At 72.4% G+C, this 24,288-nt stretch carries 20 protein-coding genes and 1 tRNA gene; 7 read left to right on the top strand and 14 right to left on the bottom strand.

Annotation, left to right across the window (positions count from 1 at the left end; genetic code table 11):
- Window positions 1–564: 564 nt before the first annotated feature.
- Both HII36_RS24395 and HII36_RS24400 read right to left on the bottom strand, forming a co-directional pair.
- Window positions 565–637 (bottom strand) — tRNA-Ala (locus HII36_RS24395).
- Window positions 638–1,366: 729 nt separating this feature from the next.
- The gene (locus HII36_RS24400) at window positions 1,367–2,377 is read right to left on the bottom strand and encodes a GntR family transcriptional regulator (RefSeq protein ID WP_328807858.1); all 1,011 of its coding nucleotides are present in this window, start codon (window positions 2,375–2,377) and stop codon (window positions 1,367–1,369) included.
- 717 nt (window positions 2,378–3,094) lie between these two features.
- On the opposite strand from HII36_RS24400, the gene HII36_RS24405 reads away from it, so the two are divergent.
- A complete protein-coding gene (locus tag HII36_RS24405) occupies window positions 3,095–4,495 on the top strand; it encodes an FAD-dependent monooxygenase (RefSeq protein WP_173525566.1) in 1,401 nt (466 codons plus the stop codon).
- A 1,073-nt stretch (window positions 4,496–5,568) separates the two neighbouring features.
- Here the strand turns inward: HII36_RS24405 and HII36_RS24410 are convergent.
- Both HII36_RS24410 and rsfS read right to left on the bottom strand, forming a co-directional pair.
- Entirely contained in the window at window positions 5,569–6,198 is a 630-nt protein-coding gene (locus HII36_RS24410) for a histidine phosphatase family protein (RefSeq protein WP_173525567.1), read from the bottom strand.
- A complete protein-coding gene (rsfS, locus tag HII36_RS24415) occupies window positions 6,195–6,590 on the bottom strand; it encodes a ribosome silencing factor (RefSeq protein ID WP_173525568.1) in 396 nt (131 codons plus the stop codon). Before rsfS ends, HII36_RS24410 begins: the two co-directional genes overlap by 4 nt.
- A gap of 193 nt (window positions 6,591–6,783) precedes the next feature.
- Between rsfS and HII36_RS24420 the strand changes: the two genes are divergently transcribed.
- Complete coding sequence (locus tag HII36_RS24420; RefSeq protein WP_217369900.1) at window positions 6,784–7,776, top strand: hypothetical protein; 993 nt, start codon at window positions 6,784–6,786, stop codon at window positions 7,774–7,776.
- Window positions 7,777–7,813: 37 nt separating this feature from the next.
- On the opposite strand, the gene nadD is transcribed toward HII36_RS24420, so the two are convergent.
- On the bottom strand, window positions 7,814–8,422 hold the full coding sequence (nadD, locus tag HII36_RS24425) for a nicotinate-nucleotide adenylyltransferase (RefSeq protein ID WP_173525569.1): 609 nt from the start codon (window positions 8,420–8,422) through the stop codon (window positions 7,814–7,816).
- 88 nt (window positions 8,423–8,510) lie between these two features.
- Between nadD and HII36_RS24430 the strand changes: the two genes are divergently transcribed.
- Window positions 8,511–9,542, top strand: a complete 1,032-nt coding sequence (locus HII36_RS24430) for a M48 family metallopeptidase (RefSeq protein WP_173525570.1) — start codon at window positions 8,511–8,513, stop codon at window positions 9,540–9,542.
- A 24-nt stretch (window positions 9,543–9,566) separates the two neighbouring features.
- Here HII36_RS24430 and HII36_RS24435 read toward each other — a convergent pair whose 3' ends face one another.
- From HII36_RS24435 to HII36_RS24460, 6 genes are all read right to left on the bottom strand, one after another.
- Window positions 9,567–11,330: a serine/threonine-protein kinase gene (locus tag HII36_RS24435; RefSeq protein ID WP_173525571.1), complete on the bottom strand. Its 1,764-nt coding sequence runs from the start codon at window positions 11,328–11,330 to the stop codon at window positions 9,567–9,569.
- A 91-nt stretch (window positions 11,331–11,421) separates the two neighbouring features.
- On the bottom strand, window positions 11,422–11,598 hold the full coding sequence (locus HII36_RS24440) for a hypothetical protein (RefSeq protein WP_173525572.1): 177 nt from the start codon (window positions 11,596–11,598) through the stop codon (window positions 11,422–11,424).
- Between the two features lie 50 nt (window positions 11,599–11,648).
- On the bottom strand, window positions 11,649–12,932 hold the full coding sequence (locus HII36_RS24445; protein WP_173525573.1) for a glutamate-5-semialdehyde dehydrogenase: 1,284 nt from the start codon (window positions 12,930–12,932) through the stop codon (window positions 11,649–11,651).
- Between the two features lie 124 nt (window positions 12,933–13,056).
- Window positions 13,057–14,175, bottom strand: coding sequence for a glutamate 5-kinase (gene proB / locus HII36_RS24450; protein ID WP_328807859.1), 1,119 nt, complete (start codon window positions 14,173–14,175; stop codon window positions 13,057–13,059).
- Between the two features lie 10 nt (window positions 14,176–14,185).
- Window positions 14,186–14,818: an MBL fold metallo-hydrolase gene (locus HII36_RS24455; RefSeq protein ID WP_173525574.1), complete on the bottom strand. Its 633-nt coding sequence runs from the start codon at window positions 14,816–14,818 to the stop codon at window positions 14,186–14,188.
- A 53-nt stretch (window positions 14,819–14,871) separates the two neighbouring features.
- Window positions 14,872–15,852, bottom strand: a complete 981-nt coding sequence (locus tag HII36_RS24460; RefSeq protein WP_173525575.1) for a DsbA family oxidoreductase — start codon at window positions 15,850–15,852, stop codon at window positions 14,872–14,874.
- Window positions 15,853–15,920: 68 nt separating this feature from the next.
- On the opposite strand from HII36_RS24460, the gene HII36_RS24465 reads away from it, so the two are divergent.
- Complete coding sequence (locus HII36_RS24465; RefSeq protein WP_173525576.1) at window positions 15,921–16,478, top strand: TetR/AcrR family transcriptional regulator; 558 nt, start codon at window positions 15,921–15,923, stop codon at window positions 16,476–16,478.
- Between the two features lie 83 nt (window positions 16,479–16,561).
- Here the strand turns inward: HII36_RS24465 and HII36_RS24470 are convergent, their stop codons facing one another.
- Window positions 16,562–19,078, bottom strand: coding sequence for an ATP-binding protein (locus HII36_RS24470; RefSeq protein WP_173525577.1), 2,517 nt, complete (start codon window positions 19,076–19,078; stop codon window positions 16,562–16,564).
- An 88-nt stretch (window positions 19,079–19,166) separates the two neighbouring features.
- Here HII36_RS24470 and HII36_RS24475 point away from each other — a divergent pair, with 88 nt between their 5' ends.
- Window positions 19,167–20,285, top strand: a complete 1,119-nt coding sequence (locus HII36_RS24475) for an MFS transporter (protein WP_173525578.1) — start codon at window positions 19,167–19,169, stop codon at window positions 20,283–20,285.
- Here HII36_RS24475 and HII36_RS24480 read toward each other — a convergent pair.
- On the bottom strand, window positions 20,251–20,841 hold the full coding sequence (locus HII36_RS24480; protein WP_173525579.1) for a TetR/AcrR family transcriptional regulator: 591 nt from the start codon (window positions 20,839–20,841) through the stop codon (window positions 20,251–20,253). The two genes, HII36_RS24475 and HII36_RS24480, sit on opposite strands and share 35 nt — an antisense overlap.
- 78 nt (window positions 20,842–20,919) lie before the next feature.
- On the opposite strand from HII36_RS24480, the gene HII36_RS24485 reads away from it, so the two are divergent.
- Window positions 20,920–21,957 carry an FAD-dependent monooxygenase gene (locus tag HII36_RS24485; protein ID WP_173525580.1) on the top strand — a complete coding sequence of 346 codons (1,038 nt, stop codon included), beginning with the start codon at window positions 20,920–20,922 and terminating at the stop codon, window positions 21,955–21,957.
- A 26-nt stretch (window positions 21,958–21,983) separates the two neighbouring features.
- A complete protein-coding gene (locus HII36_RS24490; protein ID WP_173525581.1) occupies window positions 21,984–22,901 on the top strand; it encodes a GNAT family N-acetyltransferase in 918 nt (305 codons plus the stop codon).
- 13 nt (window positions 22,902–22,914) lie between these two features.
- Here the strand turns inward: HII36_RS24490 and obgE are convergent, their stop codons facing one another.
- Window positions 22,915–24,267 carry a GTPase ObgE gene (gene obgE, locus HII36_RS24495; RefSeq protein ID WP_173525582.1) on the bottom strand — a complete coding sequence of 451 codons (1,353 nt, stop codon included), beginning with the start codon at window positions 24,265–24,267 and terminating at the stop codon, window positions 22,915–22,917.
- Window positions 24,268–24,288 lie beyond the last annotated feature (21 nt).

The raw sequence follows: 24,288 nt of genomic DNA on the forward strand, positions 1-24,288 counted from the left end.
CCCATCGGCCGTTTCCGTTCCCCAAGCCTTCCCTCCCCTCGGCCCTCCCCATGGTCAGGCGGGCGAGGCTGGCGATGGTCCGACTGGTTGCGGCGAGAGGCGTCTTGCATGAGGTGACACGGCGGGCGTAGTGGTCGACCCAAGCGGTCTACTTCGATCGACCACCACGCCCGTCCCGGAGATGGGCCTGCCGCACGCACACCCTCTTCGAGCACATCACGCCCCCCGTTCAAGCCCCCTTGCCGTGAAGGCATCCGAAGCCAACCGTGAGCGATGCTTTACCTACAGCAACCGCACACCCGAATCCCCACGACCGAGGCCACCCCACCCCTCAGACCGCTTCTCACAATCCCGGACACCTCCCGCGATCCTGCGCCATCCCATGAACAAGAGCAGGAGGACAACGGCGTAGGAGATGACGAGGCGCTTGTAGGAGACCTGGCTGAGGATCCGACTTCGATGGCCCATGGGGGCGCAGGGTCCGTGGGGGGTGCATCATCAGGTGAACGAAAAAACGCCCCTGCCCGTCGATAGTTCGACGAGACAGAGGCGGTTCTGTTTGTGTGGAGCTATGGGGATTCGAACCCCAGACCTCCTCCATGCCATGGAGGCGCGCTACCAACTGCGCTATAGCCCCTGGTCACCGCCTCGAGTCCTCCCGTTGCGGCGCTCCGAGAGCATATAGCCATCTGGACCCATTCGCATAATCGCGCCCGCCCCGCCTACTCGTTCAACCCTCCGCCCGATCTGCACACAGACGCCCACAGGCGTTCCCTGGACGCTCATGCACGTTCCATGAACACCCACAGACGCTCACCCCGCCCACTTCTTGGCCGACACCCTCTCGCCCGACACCCGTTCGCCCGACGCCATCTTGGCCGACACCCGTTCGCCCGACGCCATCTTGGCCGACACCCTCACCCGATACCCCTTGCACGATCTCGCCCGATACCCCACTCGCCTGATGCCCCTCGCACAACGCCCTGCCGGTTCCCATTCGGGAAGTTGCGACTTCGCCGCCACGCTGTCGCGTTGTCATCCGGCTAGCCAGGCCGAAAGCTGCCGTGCGTACTCGATTTGTCGTCTGACGCCTGTTGCTCACCGTCATGGCTCCCCCGCACGCCCCGATTCGTCGTCCGAACGCCTGTTGCCTCACCGCCGCGACTCCCCCGCACACCTCTCCTACTTCTGGCTAGGGACGGCGGGGCCACTCCTAGCCACCTCCTCCGCCAGGACGCCCGTCAGAACGGCACTCGTCTCACCACCAGCGACCCACCTCCCGTCTCCACGACCAGCCCCAAGGGAGGCCCCAGGCCGAGAACGCCATAGGCTCCGGCAGCCCCATCCAGCCGCACCAACGCGCCGCTCAGCCGCGAGTCCTCGTTGCATGTGATCCGTATGGCGCTCTGGTGCGGGTCCCGCCGTCTCGGGTTCTGGCCAGGAGGACGGCGAGGCCGTCCAGGTGGCGGTTCAGGCCGAACTCGAACAGCGAGTCCAGGTCCAGGTTCAGGTCCGGGCTCATCAGGACGCCGGCCAGCGTCGGGTACGCGCCGTCGGCGAACAGGGCGGTCAGGTCGGGTTCGCGGGTTTGGATCCACTCGTCGTCGGTGAGGCCGGTGTCGGTGCGGGCCTGTTCTTCGGGTTCGAGGCTGGCGGCCGTACCGCGGACGAAGTTGGCCAGCGACACGGTGACGTGCAGCATGGCGTTGGGGTCGAGCCCGAGGCCGTGCACGGCGCGCAGCAGCCACTCGGTGTGCGCCATGCCGCCAGGGACGAACTCCGGCCTGGTCAGCGAGATGGCCTGGGCGAGCCAGGGGTGGCGGCGGTAGATGCGCCACTGCAGGCGTAGCGACAGCTCCACCTGGGCGCGCCAGCCGCGGGGTGGCCGGGCGGGCAGCGGATCCCCGGCGTAGGCGGCGTCGGCCATGAGGTGGACGAGTTCGTCCTTGCCCGCGACGTGCCGGTACAGCGACATCGCGGAGACGCCGAGTTCGGTCGCGAGGCGGCGCATGGAGACGGCGGGCAGGCCCTCACCGTCGGCGATCTGGATGGCGGCGCGGACGATGCGCTGCCTGGCGAGGTCCTGCGGAGGGCGTGCGGGCGGGTCCTGGTCGCGGCCGGTGACCACGGTGCCTACCCCGGGTACGGCACGGGCCAGCCCTTCCTCCTGCAGCCGGCTGAGCACCTTGGTCGCGGTGGCCATGGCGACCCCCCAGTCTCGGGTGATCTGCCGGGTGGATGGCAGTTTGTCACCTGCGGCCAGTTCGCCGGTGGCGATGCGTTTCCGCAGTTCCTCGACGATTCGGAGGTATGGCGCGTCGGATCGGTCCGTCGATGCCGTCGATGGTCTCGAGGACATGCCTGGTCTCTCTGGCATTCCTGCATCACTCCCGTCTCGTTCGTTTCGGTCGTTCGCCAACCCCTGCCACGCCTGGCTCCGGGCACCGGGCCTGGGTTCGCAGCTCGGTCCCGGGCCTGGTTCCCGGGTTCCGGTTCCGGGTCCTGGTTCCCGGGTCCTGGTTCCCGGGTCCGGGGCCCGGGGTTCCGGGCCCGCGTTCCAGGTCCGCGGGTTCCAGGTCCGCGGGTTCCAGGTCCAGGTCCAGGTCCGGGGTCCCGAGTCCGAGGATCCGGGTTCCGTGTCCGCGGTTCCAGGTCCGCCGTTCCAGGTCTGCGGGTTCCAGGCTCAGGTCCGGGATTCCAGGCCCGGGTCCGCGGCTCCAGGTCCGGGGTTCCAGGTCGGCGGCTTCAGGTCCAGGTCCGGAGCGCCAGGTCCGGAGCTCCGGGCCGGGGATTCAGGTCCAGGCGCTGGCCCCGGAACGAGGCTCGCGGCTCGGTCCCGGCCCAGGCCCCAGGTTCCGGTTCCAGTTCCGGTTTCGAGCCTGGATCCCAGGGTTGGGGTTGGTCCCAGCCATGATCCCGATCCAGGTCCGGGTGCGGTTCTGGTGCGGTTCTGTCCTAGTGCACCTCCTGCCATCCAACCACGTGGCGGCCACTCGGTGCACTAGTGCGGGACTCCCGAGTATTGCCTGGAAAGTGGCGCGATCCTATGGTTCGCGTACGACGTACACCACCGCACTGGAGAGCGAGCCGCACTATGCGCAACCAGAACATCCTGATCTCCGGCGCCGGCGTGGCCGGACCCGCACTCGCCTACTGGCTGGCCAGGTACGGATTTCGTCCCACAGTCGTCGAGCGGGCCCCTGCGCTGCGCCCCGGCGGTCAGGCGGTGGACTTCCGTGGCGCGCCGCAGTTGGACGTGCTCGACCGCATGGGCATGCTGCCGACCGTCAGGGCGGCGGCGACCGGAATGGGTGACATAGTCATCGTCAACGCCGCGGGGCGACGGTTGTCGAGCCTGCCCGCCGAGGTGTTCGGCGGTGAGGTGGAGATCCTGCGCGGCGACCTGTCGCGCATCCTGTACGAGGCCTCATTGCCCGGCACCGAGTACATCTTCGGCGACTCCATCACCACGCTCACCGAGACCGGGGACGGCGTGCACGTCACGTTCGAGCGGTCGCCGACGCGGACGTTCGACCTAGTCGTCGGCGCGGACGGGGTGCGATCGAAGGTACGCGAGCTGGCGTTCCCGCCGGTGGAGCCCGTCCACCTGGGCCTGTACGGCGCGATCTTCACCGTGCCCGACGAACTCGGCACCGGCAGCCAGGGCCGGATGTACAGCGTCCCCGGTCGCTGCGCCACGATCCAGGGCACCCGGGCCTCGCTCGACTTCGCCTCTCCTCCCCTGGACTACGACCACCGCGACCCGGCCGCGCAACGAGCGCTGATCTCACGCGCGTTCGACGGGCTCGGCTGGCGGGTGCCCGAACTGCTGGCGGCCATGGACGAGGCCGTCGACTTCTACTTCGCCCCCGCCTGCCAGCTCGTGCTCGATCGGTACGCGGCGGGACGCGTCGTCCTGGTCGGCGACGCGGGTTACGCACCCGGGCCCGGCGGGATGGGTACGGGGTTGGGAGTGATCGGGGCGTACGTGCTGGCGGGAGAGCTGACCTCGGCCCGGGGTGACCATCGGGCGGCGTTCTCGGCGTACGAGACGCTCATGCGCCCATATATCGCTACGTGCCAGAGCCAGGCCAAGGGGGCGGACAAGTACCTGGTTCCGCAGAAGAGGTCCCAGATCTGGACGCGTAATCAGATGATGCGGCTTTTGCCGTACATGCCGGGGAAAAACATGATCAAAAGGATGACCGAGCGCGCCGCCAGTGCCATCACGCTCAAGAACTACAACGACAGCAGCAACCTGCATATCACCACTCCGGCCGCCGCCCATCGGGGCGTCCCTGCCGCCGCCCATGTCAGCGCTCACACCGACGTCCATACCCGCGCCCGGACCGACGTCCATGCCCGGGCCAATGCCGACCGCAGGCTGACGTCGACGCCTCACGCTGACTCCGCCACCGCTACAGCCACCGCAAACGCCTCCGCTTCCGCTTCCGCGACGGCCACGCCTCCTCGTGTGGCGCTCTCAGGTCATTGAACGCGCGCGCGTGGGTTCCGGCCGCCCAAGACAGCGCAGGACACAAGCAACCGTCTGGCCAGGTCACGGCCACGGTCGCGATCACAGCCGCGGCCACGGTCGCGGTCAGAGCCGCAGTCACGGCTGCGGCTACGGGTTACGGCCGCGGTTCGGCCCATCGACCGACCAACCAGTCGCGCGCCATCAACCACCGGGTCCTGTTCGGCGCGACACCCACGGCGGTCTGGGCGAACGGCGACGGCTGGGCGAACGGCGACGGCCGGGTGACCGCTCGGCCGGCCACGGTCTCCGCGCGGTCGGCGACGGTCTCCGCGCGCTAGGCAACGGCTGGCTGGGCGCTGCGGGCTCGGGTGAGTGTCGGCGGGCGTTGGTTCCGCCGACGTGAGTGGCGCACCTGGCTGCTGGAGCGAGGCCCGATCGGTGGGTCGTCGTGCCGACAGGAGCCGCCGACACCCTGGTCGCCCAGCGGTCACCCGGCGGCGCGGCTCGGCCAAGAACGGTCACCCGGCAGCGCAACTCGCCCCAGCGGTCACCCCACCACAGCGGTCGCCCCGACAGCGCCCGCCGACAAAGGTTGCCCGACGGCAGTTGCCCGGCAGCGGTTACCCGACGGCAGCTGCCCAACAGCGGGTTACCCGTTGGCACCGCCCGACCCGCGCTGCGCCGACCGCACCCTGCCGACACGACAGCGCCCGGTGACAACGGTTGCCCGTCAGCGGATACCCCTCAGCACCCGCCCGACAGCGCCGACCGCATTCTGCCGACACGACAGCGCCCGGTGACAACGGTTGCCCAACGGCGGTTGTCCAACCGCCGTTGGCGACAACGGTTGCCCGTCAGCTGTTGCCGACAACGGTTGCCCGTCAGCGATTACCCCTCAGCACCCGCCCAACAACGCTGGGCTGACAGCACCTGCCCGACAACGGTCACCCGCCGCCACTCACCTGCCGCCACTCGGCCCAACGCTCCCCAACCGCCCAAAACCACCCCGAACCCGCGCCAAACACAAACCCGCCTCAACAACACTCCACAGCCGAGCCACCCGCAACCGAGCCACCCAGCCGCGCGACCCGTCAGACCTCCGCGTCCGGACGGTCGTCGCTGCTGATCGGCTCAGGCAGCGTGCCCGCGTTGTGCTCCACCAGCCGCCACCCCCGCCGCCCTTCCTCCAGCACCGACCACGAGCAGTTCCCCAGCCCGCCCAGCGCCGACCACAGCGGCTCAGGCAGCCCCAGCAGCTCGCAGATGCCCAGCCGCAGCGCGGCCCCGTGCGAGGCCACGACGAGCAGGCCGTCGTCGTCGAGTCTGGCGGCCCAGCGCCGCATGGCCCCGGCCACCCGGGCGGCCACCTCGGTCACCGGCTCGCCGTCGGGCGCCTCCCAGGCCGCGTACTCCTCGGGCCACTGGGCGGCGATCTCGTCGCGGGTCAGGCCTTCCCACTGGCCGCCGCCGCGTTCGCGGAAGTCCTTGTCGACGGCCACGTCGAGCCCGACGAGACGGCCGAGCGCGAGCGCGGTGTCGTTGGCCCGCCGCAGGTCGGAGGAGACGATGAGGGTCGGCCGCAGCGACGCGAGCAGGGAGCCGGCCCTGGCCGCCTGGGCGAGGCCGGTCTCGTCGAGCGGGATGTCGGAGTGCCCCTGGAAGCGATGTTCGACGTTCCACAGGGTCTGCCCGTGCCTGAGGCAGACGATGCGCTTGCTCAAGTGCGCGCCCGCTGGATGTTGGACTGCAGCACGCTCTCGGGAAGGCCGATGGCCGGGCAGTCCTTCCACAGGCGCTCGAGCGCGTAGAAGGTGCGGTCTTCCTCGTGCTGGACGTGTACGACGATGTCGATGTAGTCGAGCAACACCCAGCGGCCCTCGCGCTCGCCCTCGCGGCGCACGGGCTTGGCGTCCGCCTCGATGCGCAGGCGGTCTTCGATCTCGTCGACGATGGCGCGTACCTGGCGGTCGTTGGTGGCGGAGCAGAGCAGGAAAGCGTCGGTGATGACGAGCTGCTCGCTGACGTCGTAGGCGAGGATGTCATCGGCCAGCTTGTCGGCGGCCGCCTCTGCGGCGATGCGGACGAGCTGGACGGCTCTGTCAGATGCGGTCACGATGCGGGTCTATCCTCCTGAGTTGACTGCCCTACCTTGAGGTTACCCTTCCGGACCGACACCCCACCTCTGAGTATCGGCGAGTGTCCCGAACCTTCACCGATTCGTCCGGTTATTAGGGCAAATATGACGACTTGGTGAGCGGGCACTTGCGCACACCCACCGCCGCCCGCCCCTCGGTAGGGTCGAGGCCGTGGGCGGGGTGAAGATCAAGGGCATCTCGTACGTCTGCGACGGCGTGCCCGCCGAGGCCGTGCGGCGCGATCTGCGGGCGATCAGGCGAGATCTGCACTGCACCACCGTCATGCTGATCGCCTCGGACCACGCGGCCCAGGTCGCCGCCGCCGAGGCCGCGCTGGAGGCCGGGCTCGACGTCCATCTCCGGCCGGACCTGTCCGGCCGCTCCCGCGCCGAGCTCCTCGCCAGGCTCGCCCGCACGGCCGTCGCGGCCGAGGAGCTGCGGGCGCGTCATCCGGGCCGGGTCACGCTCGTCCTCGGCACGGAACTGTCGGTCACCACGTCAGGCATGGTCCCCGGGCCGGGCGTCCTCGTCCGGCTGCGGGTCCTGATCCGCTGGGGGCACCTGTTCAGACGGCGCATCACGCGCAAGCTGAACGCGCTGCTCGGCGAGGCCCTGGCCACCGCCCGCAGGGACTTCCACGGCCCGATCACGTACGCGGCCGGCTACTGGGAGGACGTCGACTGGTCCGCCTTCGACCTCGCCGGCGTGAACCTCTACCGGATGGGCCCGGACCCGGCGGCGTACCAGGCACGGCTGCTCGGCCTGCTGCGAGACGCCGGCAAGCCGGTGGTGATCACCGAATTCGGCTGCGGCGCGCACATCGGGGCCGATCTGCGCGGCCCGGGCTCGTTCATGATCGTCAACTGGTTCGCGAACCCGCCCCGGGTCAGGGACGGCCACGTACGGGACGAACGCACCCAGGCGCGCTACCTGTCCGAGCTGATCGAACTTTACGACCGGCACGGCGTGCACGGCTGTTTCGTGTTCACCTTCGCCATGCGCGACTTCCCCCATCGCCCGGATCCGCGCGCCGACCTGGACATGGCCGGGTTCGGCCTGGTCAAGACAGATCCGGCCGACCCGGGACGCTGGACGCCCAAGGCCGCCTTCCACGAGGTGGCCCGCCGCTACACGCCCCACGCAACGCCCCCGGACCCGCAGTGAGCGCACCCACGGCCACCCAACGGCCGCGAACAGCCCCCTAGCTGTAGAGACCGCGCTTGTTGATGTACTGGACGATCCCGTCGGGCACCAGGTACCAGATCGGCTCCCCCTTGGCCACCCGCTGCCGGCACTCCGACGAGGAGATGGCCAGCGCCGGGATCTCCAGCAGGGTCACGCGCCCCTCGGGCAGCCCCGGGTCGTGCAGGGTGTGCCCAGGACGGGTACAGCCGACGAAGTGGGCCAGCTCGAACAGCTCGTCGGCGTCCTGCCAGCCCAGGATGGCCCCGAGCGCGTCGGCGCCGGTGATGAAGTACAGCTCCGCCTCGGGCCCGTAGATCTCGGAGATGTCACGCAGCGTGTCGATGGTGAACGTCGGCCCCGGCCGGTCCACGTCCACCCGGCTCACCGAGAAGCGGGGGTTGGACGCCGTCGCGATCACGGTCATCAGGTAGCGGTCCTCTGCCGCGGAGACCTCGCGCTCGGCCTTCTGGTACGGGCGTCCCGTGGGCACGAAGACGACCTCGTCGAGGTTGAAATGGTGGGCCACCTCGCTGGCCGCGACGAGGTGACCGTGGTGAATGGGGTCGAACGTACCGCCCATAACACCCACGCGTCGCTTCCCCTGGACACCAGGCGCGTTCATCATGAAACGGACCTTACGCGGACTCAGTATCCCAACATGATGCCACCCCCCTTCGTTGATGACCGCGCATCACTTCCGTGGCGGACGTAGCATGCCGGGCATGACGACCACCCCGGACCGCAATCGCGTCCAACTGCCCGGCATCTCGTCCCGAGCCTACGAACACCCCGCAGACCGGTCCGCCCTGGTCGCTCTGCGTAAGTTGAGTGGGTTCGACACCGTTCTCAAGCAGATGTCCGGCCTCATCAGCGAACGACGACTGCGCCTGATGTACCTCGCCTCCGCCGTACGCGTGAGCGAGACCCAGTTCCGCTCCCTGTACGACATGGGCCGCGACGCCGCCTACATCCTCGACCTGCACCGGATCCCCGAGATCTACGTCCAGCAGGACCCGCAGGTCCAGGCCAAGGCCATCGGCTTCGACGACCCGTTCATCGTCGTGACCACCGGGCTGCTCAACCTCATGAACGAGGAGGAGCAGCGCTTCGTCATCGGCCACGAGACCTCGCACATCCTGTCGGGTCACGCGGTCTACCGGACGATGCTCGACATCCTCACCCGCCTGGCCACCCGCGTCGCGTGGATCCCGCTCGGCTACATCGGCCTGCGCGCGATCGTGGCGGGCCTGGAGGAGTGGTACCGCAAGTCCGAGCTGTCCTCCGACCGCGGCGGCCTGCTGACGGGCCAGAACCCCGAGGCGGCCAAGCGCGCGCTGATGAAGCTGGCCGGCGGCGACTACACCCACGAGATGAACATCGAGGCGTTCCTGGAGCAGTACCAGGAATACGACACCGCCGGCGACCTGCGCGACGGCTTCCTCAAGGTGCTCAACCTGCTCGGCACCACCCACCCGTTCGCCGTGGTGCGCGTGGCCGAGCTGGACAAGTGGCACCGCGGCGGCGAGTACGAGCGCATCCTCGGCGGCGACTACCCGCGCAGGGAGGACGACGCCGACGCCAGGGTCACCGACGAGATCAAGGCCGCGGCCGAGTCGTACCGGGCCTCCTGGGCCCAGTCGCAAGACCCGTTCATCGGCGTGCTGCGCGACGTGGCCGAAGGCGCCGTCAACGCGGGCGAGCGCATCTTCAACCGCTTCTCGCGCCGCGACGGCGGCCAGGGCTGACCCCGCCAAGCAGGTCGGCGCAGGTCAGAGCAGGAGAGCGATCGCGCGCACTGCCGCCGCGCACAGGGCGACGAACCCGCCCAGCACGGCCAGTGCGCGCAGCCCCTCCCTGCGCAGCTCGGGCAGCCGCCCGCCGATCCGCTCGATCTCGCGCCCGCTGACGGCCCCGCACAACATGCCGAACACCACGCCGGCCACGGTGACGGGCGCGGGCTGCTGCCACCAGTCCGAGGTGATCTGACCGCCGCCGGTCGCCCACAGCGCGCCGCCGGAGGCCACGGCCACCGGCACGCCCGGCCACACCACGGCCGTCGCCGCAGCCCCGGTCAGGGCGAACGGGAACGACAACACCCGCAACGCGATCCTGGTGCGCCGCGCGCTGCGGTTCCTGACCAGCCAGTGGCTCATCCACAACGACCTGGTCACCACCACGAACGCGGCCGTGATGGCGATGGAGGCGATCGGCCAGATCACCGACGTCACCACGCACGGCACGGCCAGCACCGCCAGCAGCAACAACGCGCCGTTGCCGGCCGGCAGCGTGGTGGGCGCCTCGGTACGCAGCCCGCTCCTGCGCCCGGCGGTCGGCTTGGCCTGCTGCTTGGCCGGGGTCCTCGGACGAGCGCGCGGCCCGGTCGACTCGCCGCTCGTGCGCCCGCGTACGGCGGGCTTGGCGTCCGTGCTCGTGCGTGGACGAGCGGCGGTGACCTTGCCCTCCGGATTCGTCCGGCCACGGGGGGCGGGCACCTTGCCGTCCTGGTTCGTCCTGGCACGGGCGGCGGGCTGCTTGCCTTCGGGGTTCGAGCGGCCACGTGACGTGGCGGCCTTGCCGTCCTGGTTCGTCCTGGTGCGCGGGGCGGGCACCTTGCCGTCGGCGCCGCCCGGGCGGGCGCGTCCCTCGTCGGCGCGGCTGCGTACCGCCGTGCCCTTGCCTTCCTCGGCCACCACCGCGGCGGCGGCGCGGGCCGGGGCCGGCGGCTCGGGCTCGGGCGTGCTGGTGGCCTTGGCCAGCCGAGACAGCCGGTCGGCGAGGATCGCGGCGGTGGGCCGCTTGCTCGGCTCGCGGTTGAGCGCGGCCCGCACCAGAGGCAGCAGCGCGACCGGCACCCCCTTGAGGTCGGCCTGGCCGTTCAGCACCGCGTACATCTGCGCCTCGGCGGTGCCGCGGCCGAACGTGGGCCGGCCGGTGGCGGCGAACGCCACCGTGGCGCCCCAGGCGTGGACGTCGGCGGGCGAGTCGACGTGCTCGTCGGCGAAGATCTCGGGCGCGGTGTAGCCGGGCGTGCCGAGGAACGTGCCGGTCATGGTCAGCCGGGTGGCGTCGAGCACCTGCGCGATGCCGAAGTCGATGAGCACCGGACCGGTCGAGCCCATGAGGATGTTGCCCGGCTTGAGGTCGCGGTGCACCACCCCGGCCGCGTGGATGATGGCCAGCGCGGCGGCGATGCCCTGCGCCATGTCGACCAGGTCGGCCACGTCGAGGGGGCCGCTCTGGCGTACCAGGTCGAGGAGGGTGGCGCCCTCGATGTGCTCCATGACCAGGTAGGGCCGGTCACAGCTCAGATCGGCGTCGAGCACCTTCGCCACGTACGGGCTCTCGACCCGGCGCAGCGCGCGGACCTCACGCTCAAGCCTGATGCGGGAGGTCTCGTCCTGTGCCAGGTCGTGCAGCACCTTGAGTGCGACGCGCTCGCCACGGCGGGCGCTGGCGAGGTAGACCTCGCCCATGCCGCCACGGCCCAGCCGCTCGACCAAGGTGTACGGCCCGACCTTGCCGAGCTTGCTCACCGTCCCTCCCCGCTCGGCGCGCCCATAAGGGACACAACCCTAGCGCTGGGGCGACGGTTGACGCCTGCGGCACGCCGGAACCCGCGCGGGTTTATCGCCGCGAACGGTCGGAGAGCATGCTGTCGAACTCGCCGGTGGGCTCGTCCGACAGATCCTTGCGCCCCTTCCTGCGCCAGTTGACGTGCCCGCGGGCCTCCAGCCAGAGCAGCAGGCGGTCGGCGCCGAACAGCACGGCGGCCGAGAAGACGAGAGCGATGACAATCTCCATGCCTCCCAGTCAAACCACCCGGTACGGGGCCGGTCAGGCCGACACGCCGGTCAGTCGCAATCGCAGCTCGCCATCACGGTGCCCTCTGACGTGCGCAGTTGCCCCTCACCGGTGTAGACCCACTTGGTGGAGGTCAGCTCGGGCAGGCCCATCGGGCCGCGGGCGTGCAGCTTCTGGGTGGAGATGCCGATCTCGGCGCCGAACCCGAACTCACCGCCGTCGGTGAACCTGGTGGACGCGTTGACCGCCACGGCCGCCGAGTCGACCAGCGACACGAAGCGGCGCGCGGCCCGCTGCGACCGGGTGACGATGGCGTCGGTGTGGCCCGAGCCGTACTTCCTGATGTGCGCCACCGCCTCCTCCAGCGAGTCGACGACGGCGGCGGCGATGTCGAGCGAGAGGTATTCGGTGAAGAAGTCGTCGTCGGTGACCGGCACGACCTCGCCGTGGCTGGCGATGCGCGCGTCGCCGTGCACGGTCACGCCCGCCTCGGCCAGCGCGGCCAGCGCCCGCGGCACGAACGCGCCGGCCACGTCCGCGTGCACCAGGAACGTCTCGGCCGCGTTGCACACCGACGGCCGCTGCGCCTTGGCGTTGACCAGGATCTGCACGGCCAGCTCCACGTCGGCGTCGGCGTCGACGTAGACGTGGCAGTTGCCGACGCCGGTCTCGATCACCGGCACGGTGGACTCCTCGACCACCGAGTTGATCAGGGACGCGCCGCCGCGCGGAATGAGCACGTCGACCAGGCCCCGGGCGCGCATGAGCGCCTTGACCGAGTCGCGGGTCTGGCCGGGCACGAGCTGCACCGCGCCGGACGGCACCTCGGTCTCCGCCAGCGCCGCCTGCATGATCTTCACCAGCGCCGTGTTGGACGAGTACGCGCTCGACGACCCGCGCAGCAGCACCGCGTTGCCGCTCTTGAGACAGAGCGCGGCTGCGTCGACGGTGACGTTCGGCCGGCCTTCGTAGATGATGCCGATCACGCCCAGCGGCACCCTGAGCTGGCGCAGCTCCAGGCCGTTCGGCAGCGTGGAGCCCCGGACCACCTCACCCACCGGGTCGGGCAGGTCGGCGACCTGGCGCACGGCCTCGGCGATGGCGGCGATCCTGGTCTCGTCGAGCCGCAGCCGGTCGATCATCGCCTCGGACGTGCCCTGGGCCCTGGCCCGCTCGACGTCCTCGGCATTGGCCTCGACGATCTCGGCGGCGTGCGCGACCAGGGCGTCGGCGACGGCACGCAAAGCCCGGTCCTTCGGCGCCCGCGGCAGTGGGGCCAGCTCGGCGGCGGCCTCTCGTGCCGCGTGGGCAACCTCCAGGAACTCCGTTGTCATGGCTCCGCTCCGCTCCGCTGCTCCGGGCTCTTCGAGCCCCGATCTTCCCTCGTCACTCCAGTGATCGCCGCCCGGCGGCGCTCCTCGATCGGGAGCGGGACGTCGCGCGCCCCTCGCCGGCGGGTCAGCCGTGGCTCTCCAGTATGACGATGTCGTCGCGGTGAATCAGCTCGCGTTCATATTCCGGACCGAGCGCGCTGGCCAGCTCCCGCGTGGAGCGCCCGAGCAGGCCGGGGATCTCGGTGGCGTCGAAGTTGACCAGCCCCCTGGCCACCACGCCGCCCCGCGGCCCGCACAGGTCGACCGGGTCGCCGGCGGCGAAGTCGCCCTCCACCGAGGTCACCCCGGCCGGCAGCAGCGACTTGCGCCGGCCCACGATCGCCTCGACCGCGCCCTGGTCGAGGATGAGCCGGCCGCGGCCGGTGGTGGCGTGGGCGAGCCAGAGCAGCCGGGTGCCCGGGTGGCGGCCGCCGGGGTGGAAGTAGGTGCCGACGTCGGCCCCGGCCAGCGCCTGGGCGGCGTGCGCGGCGGCGGTGAGCACGACGGGCACGTCGGCGCCGGTGGCGATCCTGGCCGCCTGCACCTTGGTGATCATGCCGCCGGTGCCGACCGCCGCGCCGTTCTTGCCCAGCTCGACGCCGACCAGGTCTTCGGGACCGCGGATCTCGGCCAGCCGCCGCGACCCCGGCCGGCTGGGCGGGCCGTCGTAGAGCGCGTCGACGTCGGACAGCAGCACCAGCGCGTCGGCGTGGATCAGGTGGGAGACGAGCGCGGCCAGCCGGTCGTTGTCGCCGAAGCGGATCTCGTCGGTGGCGACGGTGTCGTTCTCGTTGACGATGGGCATGATGCCCAGCTCCAGCAGCCTGGCCAGGGTGCGCTGGGCGTTGGCGTGGTGCGCGCGGCGCATCATGTCGTCGGCGGTCAGCAGCACCTGGCCGACGCGCAGGCCGTACCTGGCGAAGGAGGAGGTGTAGCGGGCGACCAGCACCCCCTGGCCGACGGAGGCCGCCGCCTGCTGCGTGGCGAGGTCGCGTGGTCGCGCCGACAGCCCGAGCGGGCCGAGGCCCGCCGCGATCGCGCCCGACGACACCAGGACGATCTGTGTCCCGGTGCGCCGCCGCGAGGCCAGCACGTCGACCAGGGCGTCGACCCGGTCCACGTCGATCGTGCCCTGGGGGGTGGTGAGCGAGGAGGAGCCGATCTTGACGACGACCCTCGACGCTGAGCTGATCCGATCTCGCACGCCCTGAACCCTATCCGAGGGCCGCCGACTCCCCTGTCGCGATGTCCAGGTAAGCGGTCTCGCCCTTGAACTCCATCCACTGCGCGAAATAGTCGCGGCCCAGGTCGTTCAGCGTGGCGTCGTGGATGGGGAACGCGCGGGCCGGCCGCACCGCGCGGACGAAGTCCAGCGCCTCGGCCAGCTTGAGCCAGGGCGCGGCGGCGGGCACGAGCAGCGTCGTCACCGGCGAGCTCGGGACGAACAGCGAATCACCCGGGTGATAGACGTCGCCCTCGACGAGGTAGCCGACGTTGGCGCAGCCGGGCAGGCCGTCGTAGATCTCGGCGTGCCTGCCGCCGACGACCTCGACGCCGAACCCGGCCGCGGTGAAGCGCTGCCCCGGCTCGACCGGGACCAGGGCGTCGCCGAGCTCGGGGACCTCGGCGGCGGCCGCCTGCGGCAGGTGGACGCGCAGCGCCGGCTCGCGCAGGCGGGCCGCCGCGAGCTTGTCGGCGTCGAGGTGGTCGGGGTGCTCGTGGGTCACCAGGACGTCCGTGGCCCCGTCGAGCGCCTCGGCCTCGGTGAACACGCCCGGGTCGATGACGAGCACCCGGTCGCCGACCTCCAGGCGGACGCAGGCGTGGCCGTACTTGATCAAACGCATGCGGCCACTGTGCCAGGCCCGCCCACACCCGCACAGGCCGGGGCTGCCGCCGGTCAGCCGGCGTATTCGGGGGTCATGGCGGCGGCCATGGCCAGGTGCGGGGCGGCCTGCTCGGCCTTGCCCTGCCGCTGCAGCGTGCGCCCGAGCAGGTGCCGGACGTAGGAGTCGTCCGGCGTCTGCGCGGCCAGCTCGGTCAGCGCGGCGGCGGCCCGGCCGAGCTGGGCGGAGGCGTAGTAGGCGCGGGCGGCCAGCAGGCGCAGGCCGCGGTCCTCGCCGTGCTCGGCCAGCAGCGGCTTGAGCAGGGTGAGCGCGCCCAGCGGGTCGCGCCGGTCGAGCAGGGACTCGGCGTGCCTGAGCCGCTCGACCTCGGCGGGCAGCCGCCGCTGGACGTGCCCGGCGGCCTCGGTGAGGAACGCCAGGATCGTCGCGGACGACTGCGCGCCGGCCAGGGCCAGCCCGTTGACGACGAAGGTGGGCGAGGTGGCCACGCCCCGTGCCTTGCCGACGAGCAGCAGCTCGCGCACCTCGTCGGCGCCGTCGCCGTGGGCCAGCAGCCCGGGGCCCTGATCGAAGCCGGCCGCCCGGGCCGCGTGCGCCAGCACGTCGGGGCTGCCGATGTCCTCGCCCCTGCTGAACACGGCCGCGAGCACCTGCTGTGCCACGGCGTCCTGCAGCGCCGCGCCGCCGTGCTCGTGGGCCAGCACGATCAGGCGGTGCGCGTCGTGGCTCCTGGTACGCCAGGCCGAGCCGGTCCACGGCGCGATCCCCTCACCGGCGGCGACCTCGGAGACGCGCACCCGGTTCCCCGCCGGGGTCAGCCCGGGCGCGCAGGCCCGCAGCGCTTCGTCGGCCGCCGGGTCGCGCAGCAGCTCCTCCATCGGGGTGGCGACGGCGGGCGCCGACGGGTCGATGAGGTACGGCCGCCACACCACCTCGACCGGCTCACCGTCCCAGGCCGCCAGCGCGCTCTCCAGCCGCCGCCTGCCGATGCCGGCCCACGCGCAGATCATGTCCGCCCAGATTTCGATTCGCATAGCGAACAAGATAATCGACAACTGTCGTTTAAGCAACACCTGTCGGCCTGTGCGGTAGAGTGGCGGCCGTGAACGTGGACGATCCGCGCGTGCAGCGCACCCGGGCCAGGCTGCGGGCCGCCATCCTCGACCTGTCGGCCGACCACGACCTGGCCGACATCACCATGTCGGCGGTGGCCAAGCGGGCCGAGATCAACCGCGCCACGGTCTACCAGCACTACCCCGACCTCGACAGCCTGGTCACCGACGCGATGGAGGACGCCATGGTCCGCATCGTCCAGGCGGCCGGGCTGTGCCCGTTCGACGCCCCGCGCGACGTCGTGCCGCCGCCGCTGGCCGAGCTGTTCGAGCACGTGGCGGCCCAGGCGCCGCTGTACGCGCGGATGCTCGACGCGCACGGCAGCGCCAGGCTCGCCGTGGGCCTGCGCGAACGGCTGACCACCGAGCTGACCAGGCGTTTCGCCGAGGGCAACCGGCCGTCGGGCCACGGCGACGTGCCGGTCGAGCTGCACGCGGCCTACCTGGCGGGGGCGCTGTGCGGCGTCGTCGCGCACTGGATCACCGCGCCGCGTCCGCGGCCCGCGCACGAGACAGCGCTCGCCTTCTGGCGGCTCTTCCGCGACTGAGGCGCTTCTCCTGCGACCAAGGCGCGCCTTCTGGCTCCTCTTCCGCGACCGAGGCGCTTCAGTCGACGACTGAAGCGGCGGCGTCAGACGACCCCGTCGCGGCGGGCCAGCGCGGCGGCCTCCACCCGGGAGGCCACGCCCAGCTTGGCCAGGATGTTCGACACGTGCACGCCCGAGGTCCTGGCCGAGATGAACAGCCGCTCGGCGATCTGCCTGTTGCTCAGCCCCTCGGCCACCAGCCGCAGCACCTCCAGCTCGCGCGGCGACAACCCGGGATCGCCCGCCAGGCTGACCCGCGCCGCCGCGGCCGCCGCCGCGACCTCACGCCGCAGCGGCGGCGAGCCGATCCGCTCGGCGATCGCGGCCGCCTCACGCAGCGAGTCCCCGGCCGCCGCCCGGTCCTGGCCGGCCGCCCTGACCAGGGCCTGCGCCAGCGCGTACGGCTGACCGACCGCCCGCCACGCGGCCACCGCCGCCGCCCACGAACCCCCGCACTCGGCCTCGAACGTGGCCCGGTGGGCCCGCTGCACCAGCCCGGTCGTCGCGATGCCCGCGGGCGCCACGTGTATCCGGCCCAGCCTGGCCGCCACCACCAGCAGCGGCCAGGCGTAGCGGCGGCTGAGCGTCAGGTCGTGCTCCGTCAGCACGTGCTCGACCAGCCGCCCGGCCCGCCCGGTGTCGGCGCGGGCCAGGGCCAGCTTCGCTTCGAGCAGATCGGGCTCCAGGCACGAGTCGTAGCCGCGCGAGCGGCCCCGCATGAGCGGCCTGGCCTGGCCGAGCAGGTCCTCGGCCGCGTCGGGTTCGCCGTCCAGGAGCGCGACCGCGCCCCTGACCAGGAGGACCCAGGCCCGGTGGATCGGCGGCGGGTCGAGCGCCAGGGCCGCGTCCAGCACCGCGCGTGCCTCCTGGTGACGGCCGAGCGAGACCAGCGTCTCGCCCAGGTTCGAGGCCAGGTGCGCGCCGCGCGAACGCACCATGCCCAGGTGCTCGGCCTGGGCCAGTCCGCGCCTGGCCGCCGCCTCGGCCCCGGCGTGCTCGCCCGCGGCCTCCAGCACGTCGGCCTCGCCGGCGTAGGAGATCAGCAGCGTGTCGTCGTCCGGCGCGGACGCCCTGGCCCGGGCGTACAGGGTGGCGGCGGCGTCGAGGTCGCCGTCCAGTGCGGTGAGCGCGGCCAGGGTGACCAGCGACGGCGTGTCGCCGAGCGCCAGCGCGGCCGTGGCGTGGGCGCGGGCCTCGGCGTCCTGGCCGTTCCAGTACAGGGTGGTGGCGAGTGCGCCGATCAGCCTGGACTCGCGCGGGGCCAGCCGGACGGCCAGGCGCAGGTCGTCCAGCCCGTCCTCGCCGAGCAGGTCGCGGATCGCCACGCGCAGTTCCAGCAGGCGGGCGGCACGCAGCGGGTCGTCGCCCACCTCGCCGAGCGCCCGGGTGGCGAGCTCCTCGGCGCGGACGGCGTCACCGGCGTGCAGCGCGTCCCTGGCGGCCAGGGCCAGGACCTCGGCGTGGTCGGCGGGCGCCGGGTGGGCCGGATCCCACAGGTCGAGCACGCGTTCCCAGCGGCCCGCCCGCCAGGCGGCGTCGAAGGCGCGCCGCCGGTCGCCCGCCGCGTACCAGTGGTCGGCGGCCTGTTCTGGCCAGGCCTCGGCGCAGCGGGCGTGCAATCGGCGCCGCTCACCCGGCAGCAGGTCCTCGTAGACCGCGTCGCGGATCAAGGCGTGCCTGAAGACGTACGCGTCGCCGTCGACGAGCAGCAGCCTGGCCGACACGACGGGCCGGAGTGCGTCGTCCAGGGCCAGGTCGTCCAGTCCGGCGACGGATCTGAGCACCTCGTGCGGCGTGCTGCGGCCGGCGACGGCGGCCACGCGCAGCACGTCGAGGCTCGCCCGCCCGAGACGTTCGGCCCCGGCCAGCAGCAGCTCGCGCAGCGAGGCCGGGGTGCGCGCGGCCGCGCCGCCCGCCTCGGCCAGCGCCTCGACGAACAGCGGGTTGCCCTCGCTGCGCGCGGCGATCCGCGCCACCTCGCCGGGATCGGCGTCGGGGCCGAGCAGCGCGGCCACGTCGTCCGTGGCGAGCGGCGGCACCCTGATCACCGTCGCGCCGGGCAGCCGCAGCGGCTCGCGCGAGGTCGCGACGATCAGCGGGCCCGGCCGCGTGAGGTTCCGCAGCAGGAACGCCAGCAGGTCGCGGCCGGCCCGGTCGGCCCAGTGCAGGTCCTCCAGCACGAGCACCAGCGGGCGGCGCTCGGCAGCGCGCTCGACCAGCAGCAGCGCCTCCTCGAACAGCCGCGCCCGGCCCAGGTCCCGGTGCTCGCCGGCCTCGCCTAGCTCGGGCAGCAGCCGGGCCAGCCCGTGCCGTCCGCCGCCGGGCACCAGCTCGGGCCCGTAAGCACGCACCAGCCTGCGCAACACCGGGACGAACGCCGCATAAGCCACGTTCCCCGGATCGGCGCCGCCCGCCACCACCAGGGCGTCGACCTGCCGGGTGAACTCGGCGACCAGCCTGGACTTGCCGATCCCGGCCTCGCCCACGACCAGCGCCGCACCGGGCGTCCGCGCCCAGGCGCCGGCCAGCGCGGCCAACTCCGCCCTCCGTCCGACGAACACATCGCCCATTATCGGCGGCCGCTTTACGTAGGCCGCTACGCATCCTGCCCGATGTGCGGCGACCGGCTGGTTTGCCAGCGTCGTCGGCATGATGACGCGTTCGATGATCCACATGATGATCGCCTCGGTGAGCGGGCTGCTCGGCTTCTACCTGCTGTTCTCCACGGTCCCGCTGTACGCGGCACAGGGCGGCGCGGGCGAGTTCGGCGCGGGGGCGACGACCGGCGCGATGATGGCCGCCACGGTGGCGGCCGAGCTGGCGGTGCCGTGGCTGCTGGCCAGGCTCGGCTACCGCCGGGTGCTGGCGCTCGGCCTGCTGCTGCTCGGCCTGCCCGCGCTGGTCCTGCCGCTCTCGCCGGCGCTGCCGCTGGTGCTGGCGGTGAGCCTGCTGCGCGGCGGCGGTCTTGGCGTGCTCGTGGTCGCCGGCACCGCGCTGGCCGCCGAGCTGACCCCGCACGAGCGGCGCGGCGAAGGTCTCGGCCTGTACGGCGTGGCCGTCGGCGTCCCCTCGGTGCTGGGGCTGCCGCTGGGCCTGTGGGCGGGCGACGCGCTCGGGTTCACCCCGGTGCTGGTCGCCGCCGGGCTCGTCCCGCTGGCCGGGCTGCTGGCCGTACTGCCGGCTGGGCTGCCGGCTGGGCCCGCGCTGCCCGACACCAGGCCCGTACGCACCAGGACCCCGGGTCGCCTGGCCGGGCTGAGTGGCTTGGCGGGGCTCACCGTGCTCTTCGCCTCGGTCACGGTGGCCACCGGGGTGCTGGTGACGTTCCTGCCGCTGGCGGGCTCGCCCGAGCTGGCCTCGCTGGCGCTGCTGGCGCAGTCGATCGCCACGCCGGTGGCCCGGTACTGGGCGGGCAGGCACGGTGACAGGCACGGCTCGGCCCGGCTGCTCGGGCCCGGCGTCCTGGCCGCGGCCGCGGGCGTCGCGGCGCAGATCTGGGTGGACGCCCCGATCACGGTGGTGGCGGGCATGGCGTTGTTCGGCGCCGGGTTCGGCGTGCTGCAGAACGCCACGCTGACGCTGATGTTCGAGCGGGGCGAGACGGGCACGGTCAGCGCGCTGTGGAACCTGGCCTACGACGCCGGGATGGGCGTGGGCGCGCTGGGCTTCGGCCTGTTGCTCCCGGCCGTCGGCTATCCGGCCGGGTTCGCGGCGATCGCCGTACTGATGATCGTCACGTTGCCGCTGCGGGGTAGGCCGTGTCGATGAGCCCGCGCAGGAAGGCGGGGACGTCGTCCAGCCCGTACGCCTTGAGCGTCTCCGGGCTCTGCGTGAGCAGGTAGGTCAGCGCGGTGTTGACGCACATGGTCACCATGGCCGCGGCCGATCGGGTGGCCGGCAGCCCGGCCGCCCGCTGCGACTCCAGGTGCAGCGCCAGATCGGCCTGGGTGAGCTCGGCCAGCGTCTCCCGCACGCGCGGTCGCCGCGCCGCCTCCGCGTGCAGCTCGACGTAGGCCAGCACGCGGGAGCGGTTGACCGTGCGCGCCCGCTCGACCAGCTCGGCCAGCAACGCGACCAGCCCGTCGCGGCCGTCGACGCTGATCGACTGCGCGTGCCGCAGATCGGCCCAGTAACGCTCGACGCAGCGTTCGGCGGCGGCCTGCAGCAGCGCGTCACGGCTGGCGAAGTAGTTCTTGGCGGTGCCTTCGGGCAGGCCGGCCCGCTGGTCGACGGCCCGGTGGGTCAGCCCTCTGCCGCCCTGCTCGGCCAGCACCTCGATGGCCGCGTCACGCAGCAGGTCGCGCCGGTCCCGGTTCTCCGCCATGGCCTTCATTATGGCGACTTGCCCGATCTACCACAACAGTGGTACCACAGTTGGGGTAGATCAAGGAGAGGATGACCCATGAAGGGAACCGCCGCCATCGTCGGCGCGGGCATCGGCGGGCTGGCGACCGCCGTCGGGCTGCGCCGTATCGGCTGGCAGGTGACCGTGCTGGAGCGCTGGACGCGGATCAGGCCCGAGGGCACCGCGCTCGGCCTGCGTCCCGACGCGCAGGCCGCGCTCGCCAGGCTGGGGCTGGCCGACGAGCTGCGCCACCGCACGATCCCCTACCGGCACGCGCAGATCCGCACCCCGGGCGGCCGCCGCATCGCCGACCTGCCGCTGGAACGCATCGAGCGGGCGGGCGGGGCGCCGGTGCTGATGTTGTCCAGGACGTCGCTGATGGAGCTCCTGCTCGCCGCCGCGCACGACCTCCCGGTGGAGACCGGCACGAAGATCGCCGACCCCGAGGCGCTGCGCCGGGACCACGACCTGGTGGTGGGCGCCGACGGGCTGCGCAGCACGGTCCGCGCCGCCTACTTCGGCACCGGCGTACGCCCCCGCTACAGCGGCATCGTGGCCTGGCGCGGCGTCGCCGGGTTCGAGCCGCCCGCCCACGGCGAGACCTGGGGTCCCGGCCAGGTGTTCGGCATCACGCCGCAGGAGCCGGGTGTCAGCAACTGGTACGCCGCCGTCCAGACCCCGGAAGGCCACCGCGAGACCCTGGACGACCTGCGCCGGCGCTACGCCGGCTGGCACGACCCGATCCCCCGGATCCTGGCCGAGGCGAGCGAGGACGGCGTGCTGCGGCACGAGATCCACGACCTCGCACCGCATCTGAAGTCGTTCGTCACCGGCAACGTCGCCCTGGTCGGCGACGCCGCGCACGCCATGACGCCGGCGCTCGGCCAGGGCGCCTGCCAGGCCCTGCTGGACGCGGCCGCGCTCACCGCCTGCCTGGAGTCCGCGGACGAGGTGGCGGGGGCGCTGCGCGCGTACGACGCCCAGCGCAGGAGGCCGGCGCAACGCGTGGTGACGCTGTCGCGCCGCATGACCCGGCTGGCCGGCCACCGCCTGACCGGGCCGCGCAACACACTCATGCGCCTGCTGCCCGCCTGAGCGAGTCGTCGGGGACAATCCTCCCCATGACTGACCTCAGGTTGCCCGCCGGGTTCCGGGCCGGGCCGGCCTCGCTCGCCGACGCCCCGGCGATCCACCGGCTGGTCGCGGCCGCCGAGCACGACCTGCTCGGCCGGCCGGAGACCGGCCAGGACGCCATCACCGCCGACCTCGCGCGTCCCGGCCTGGACCTGGCCGCCGACACGCTGCTCGTGCACGACCCGCATGGCAACCCGGCCGCCCGCGCCTGGGTGAACCGGGGCCGGCGGTGCGCGATCGACGTCCACCCCCGCCATCGGGGGCTCGGGCTGGGCGGCGCGCTGCTCGGCTGGGCCGAGGTCAGGGCACGCCGGCTGGGCAGCCCGCGCCTCGCCCAGACCATCCAGGACGCGGATCACGCGGCGACGCTGCTGCTGCGCTCGCGCGGCTACACGGCGTTCGTCACCCAGTGGCTGCTGCAGATCGCGCTGCCCACGGCGCCGGCGGTACCGGGTCCGCCACCGGGCATCACCGTGCGGCCGTTCGAGCCGGGCGACGAGCAGGCGGCGTACCTGCTGACCGAGGACGCCTTCGACTCCTGGCAGCAGCGGCGCAAGTCGTACCAGGAGTGGGCGCGGCTGACCGTCGGCCGCCCCACCTTCGCGCCCGCCGCCTCACCGCTGGCCTTCGCCGGCGGCGAACTGGTCGGCGCGGTGTTGTCCCTGGACGCCCCCGGCACGAACGAGGGGTACGTCGACCGGGTGGCCGTCCGCGCCGATCACCGCGGCCGGGGCATCGCGGGCCTGCTGCTGCGTACCGCGTTCCACGCCTTGCACCAGGGCGGCCGGCGCGGCTGCACGCTCTGGACCCATTCGGACACCGGCGCGCTGTCGCTGTACGAGCGGGCCGGTATGACGGTCAGGAGCAGCTCCACCGTCTACGGCAAGCCGCTCACCGACGCGTGACGGGCGAGGGCGGCTACCCCAGCCGGTTGTCCGTGCCGCGCGGCCCCTGGCGCACCGACTCCGCGTGCAGCGTCGGCTGCCAGTCGAAGACGTAGCCGCCTTCCATGGGCCCGATCACGACCTCGGCCCCGGCCTTCGCCCCGGCCTTGACCAGCTCTTCCTCGACCCCGAGCCGCTCCAGCCTGTCGGCCAGGTAGCCCACGGCCTCGTCGTTGGTGAAGTCGGTCTGGCGGATCCACCGCTCCGGCTTCTCGCCGGTGACCTGGAACATGTTCTCGTTCACCCGGCGCACCTTGAACCCGGTCTCGCCGAGCTGCTTGGGCCGGATCACCAGCCTGGTCGGCTCCTCGACCGGCTTGTTCGCCCGGGCCGCGGCCACCCACTCGCCCATCGCGAACGTGAACTCGCGCAACCCGTCGTGCGTGGCCGCCGAGATGGTGAACACCTGCAGCCCCTTGGCCTCGAACTCGGGCCTGACCAGCTCGGCCAGCTCCCGCGCGTCGGGCACGTCGGCCTTGTTCAGCACGACCATGCGGGGCCGGTCTTCGAGTTTCCCGTACGCCGCCAGCTCGGCCTCGATCACCTCGTAGTCGGTGACCGGGTCGCGGCCGGGCTCCATGGTGGCGCAGTCGATGACGTGCACGAGCATGTCGCACCGCTCGACGTGGCGCAGGAACTCGTGCCCGAGCCCCTTGCCCTGCGAGGCGCCGGGGATCAGCCCGGGCACGTCGGCGACCGTGAACACGGTCTCGCCCGCGGTGACGACCCCGAGGTTCGGGATCAGCGTGGTGAACGGGTAGTCGGCGATCTTCGGCTTGGCCGCGCTGAGCGCCGCGATCAGCGACGACTTGCCCGCGCTGGGGAACCCGACGAGCGCCACGTCGGCCACGCTCTTGAGCTCCAGCATGACGTCGAGCCCGTCGCCGGGCTCGCCGAGCAGCGCGAAACCGGGGGCCTTGCGCTTGGTGCTGGCCAGCGCGGCGTTGCCGAGCCCGCCGTGCCCGCCCTGCGCGATCACGTATCGGGTGCCGGCGCCGACCAGGTCGACCAGCACCTCGCCGGTCTGGGCGTCCTTGACCACGGTGCCGTTGGGCACCGCCAGGATCACGTCGCCGCCGTTGGCGCCGTCGCGGTTGGAGCCCTGCCCCTGCTTGCCGTTGTCGGCCTTGCGGTGCGGACGCCGGTGGTATTCCAGCAGCGTCGCGGTGTTCGGGTCGACCTCCAGGACGACGTCACCGCCCCGCCCGCCGTTGCCGCCGTCGGGCCCGCCCAGCGGCTTGAACTTCTCCCGGTGGATGGAGGCGCAGCCGTTTCCCCCGTCACCGGCCCTGATGTGCAGGACCACCTGGTCCACGAAGTCCGGCATTACCTTCTCCCCCAGTACGTA

Source organism: Nonomuraea antri, from assembly GCF_013283785.1.
Classification (GTDB): domain Bacteria; phylum Actinomycetota; class Actinomycetes; order Streptosporangiales; family Streptosporangiaceae; genus Nonomuraea; species Nonomuraea antri.

Coding starts and splice junctions, on each gene's coding strand:
- HII36_RS24455 (WP_173525574.1), bottom strand. CDS start 14,818: ATGCGTTTGATCAAGTACGGCCACGCCTGCGTCCGCCTGGAGGTCGGC.
- obgE (WP_173525582.1), bottom strand. CDS start 24,267: ATGCCGGACTTCGTGGACCAGGTGGTCCTGCACATCAGGGCCGGTGAC.
- HII36_RS24475 (WP_173525578.1), top strand. CDS start 19,167: ATGATGACGCGTTCGATGATCCACATGATGATCGCCTCGGTGAGCGGG.
- HII36_RS24480 (WP_173525579.1), bottom strand. CDS start 20,841: ATGGCGGAGAACCGGGACCGGCGCGACCTGCTGCGTGACGCGGCCATC.
- HII36_RS24440 (WP_173525572.1), bottom strand. CDS start 11,598: ATGGAGATTGTCATCGCTCTCGTCTTCTCGGCCGCCGTGCTGTTCGGC.
- HII36_RS24400 (WP_328807858.1), bottom strand. CDS start 2,377: ATGCCAGAGAGACCAGGCATGTCCTCGAGACCATCGACGGCATCGACG.
- HII36_RS24460 (WP_173525575.1), bottom strand. CDS start 15,852: ATGCGAATCGAAATCTGGGCGGACATGATCTGCGCGTGGGCCGGCATC.
- HII36_RS24445 (WP_173525573.1), bottom strand. CDS start 12,932: ATGACAACGGAGTTCCTGGAGGTTGCCCACGCGGCACGAGAGGCCGCC.
- HII36_RS24405 (WP_173525566.1), top strand. CDS start 3,095: ATGCGCAACCAGAACATCCTGATCTCCGGCGCCGGCGTGGCCGGACCC.
- HII36_RS24485 (WP_173525580.1), top strand. CDS start 20,920: ATGAAGGGAACCGCCGCCATCGTCGGCGCGGGCATCGGCGGGCTGGCG.
- HII36_RS24490 (WP_173525581.1), top strand. CDS start 21,984: ATGACTGACCTCAGGTTGCCCGCCGGGTTCCGGGCCGGGCCGGCCTCG.
- HII36_RS24430 (WP_173525570.1), top strand. CDS start 8,511: ATGCCGGGCATGACGACCACCCCGGACCGCAATCGCGTCCAACTGCCC.
- nadD (WP_173525569.1), bottom strand. CDS start 8,422: ATGATGAACGCGCCTGGTGTCCAGGGGAAGCGACGCGTGGGTGTTATG.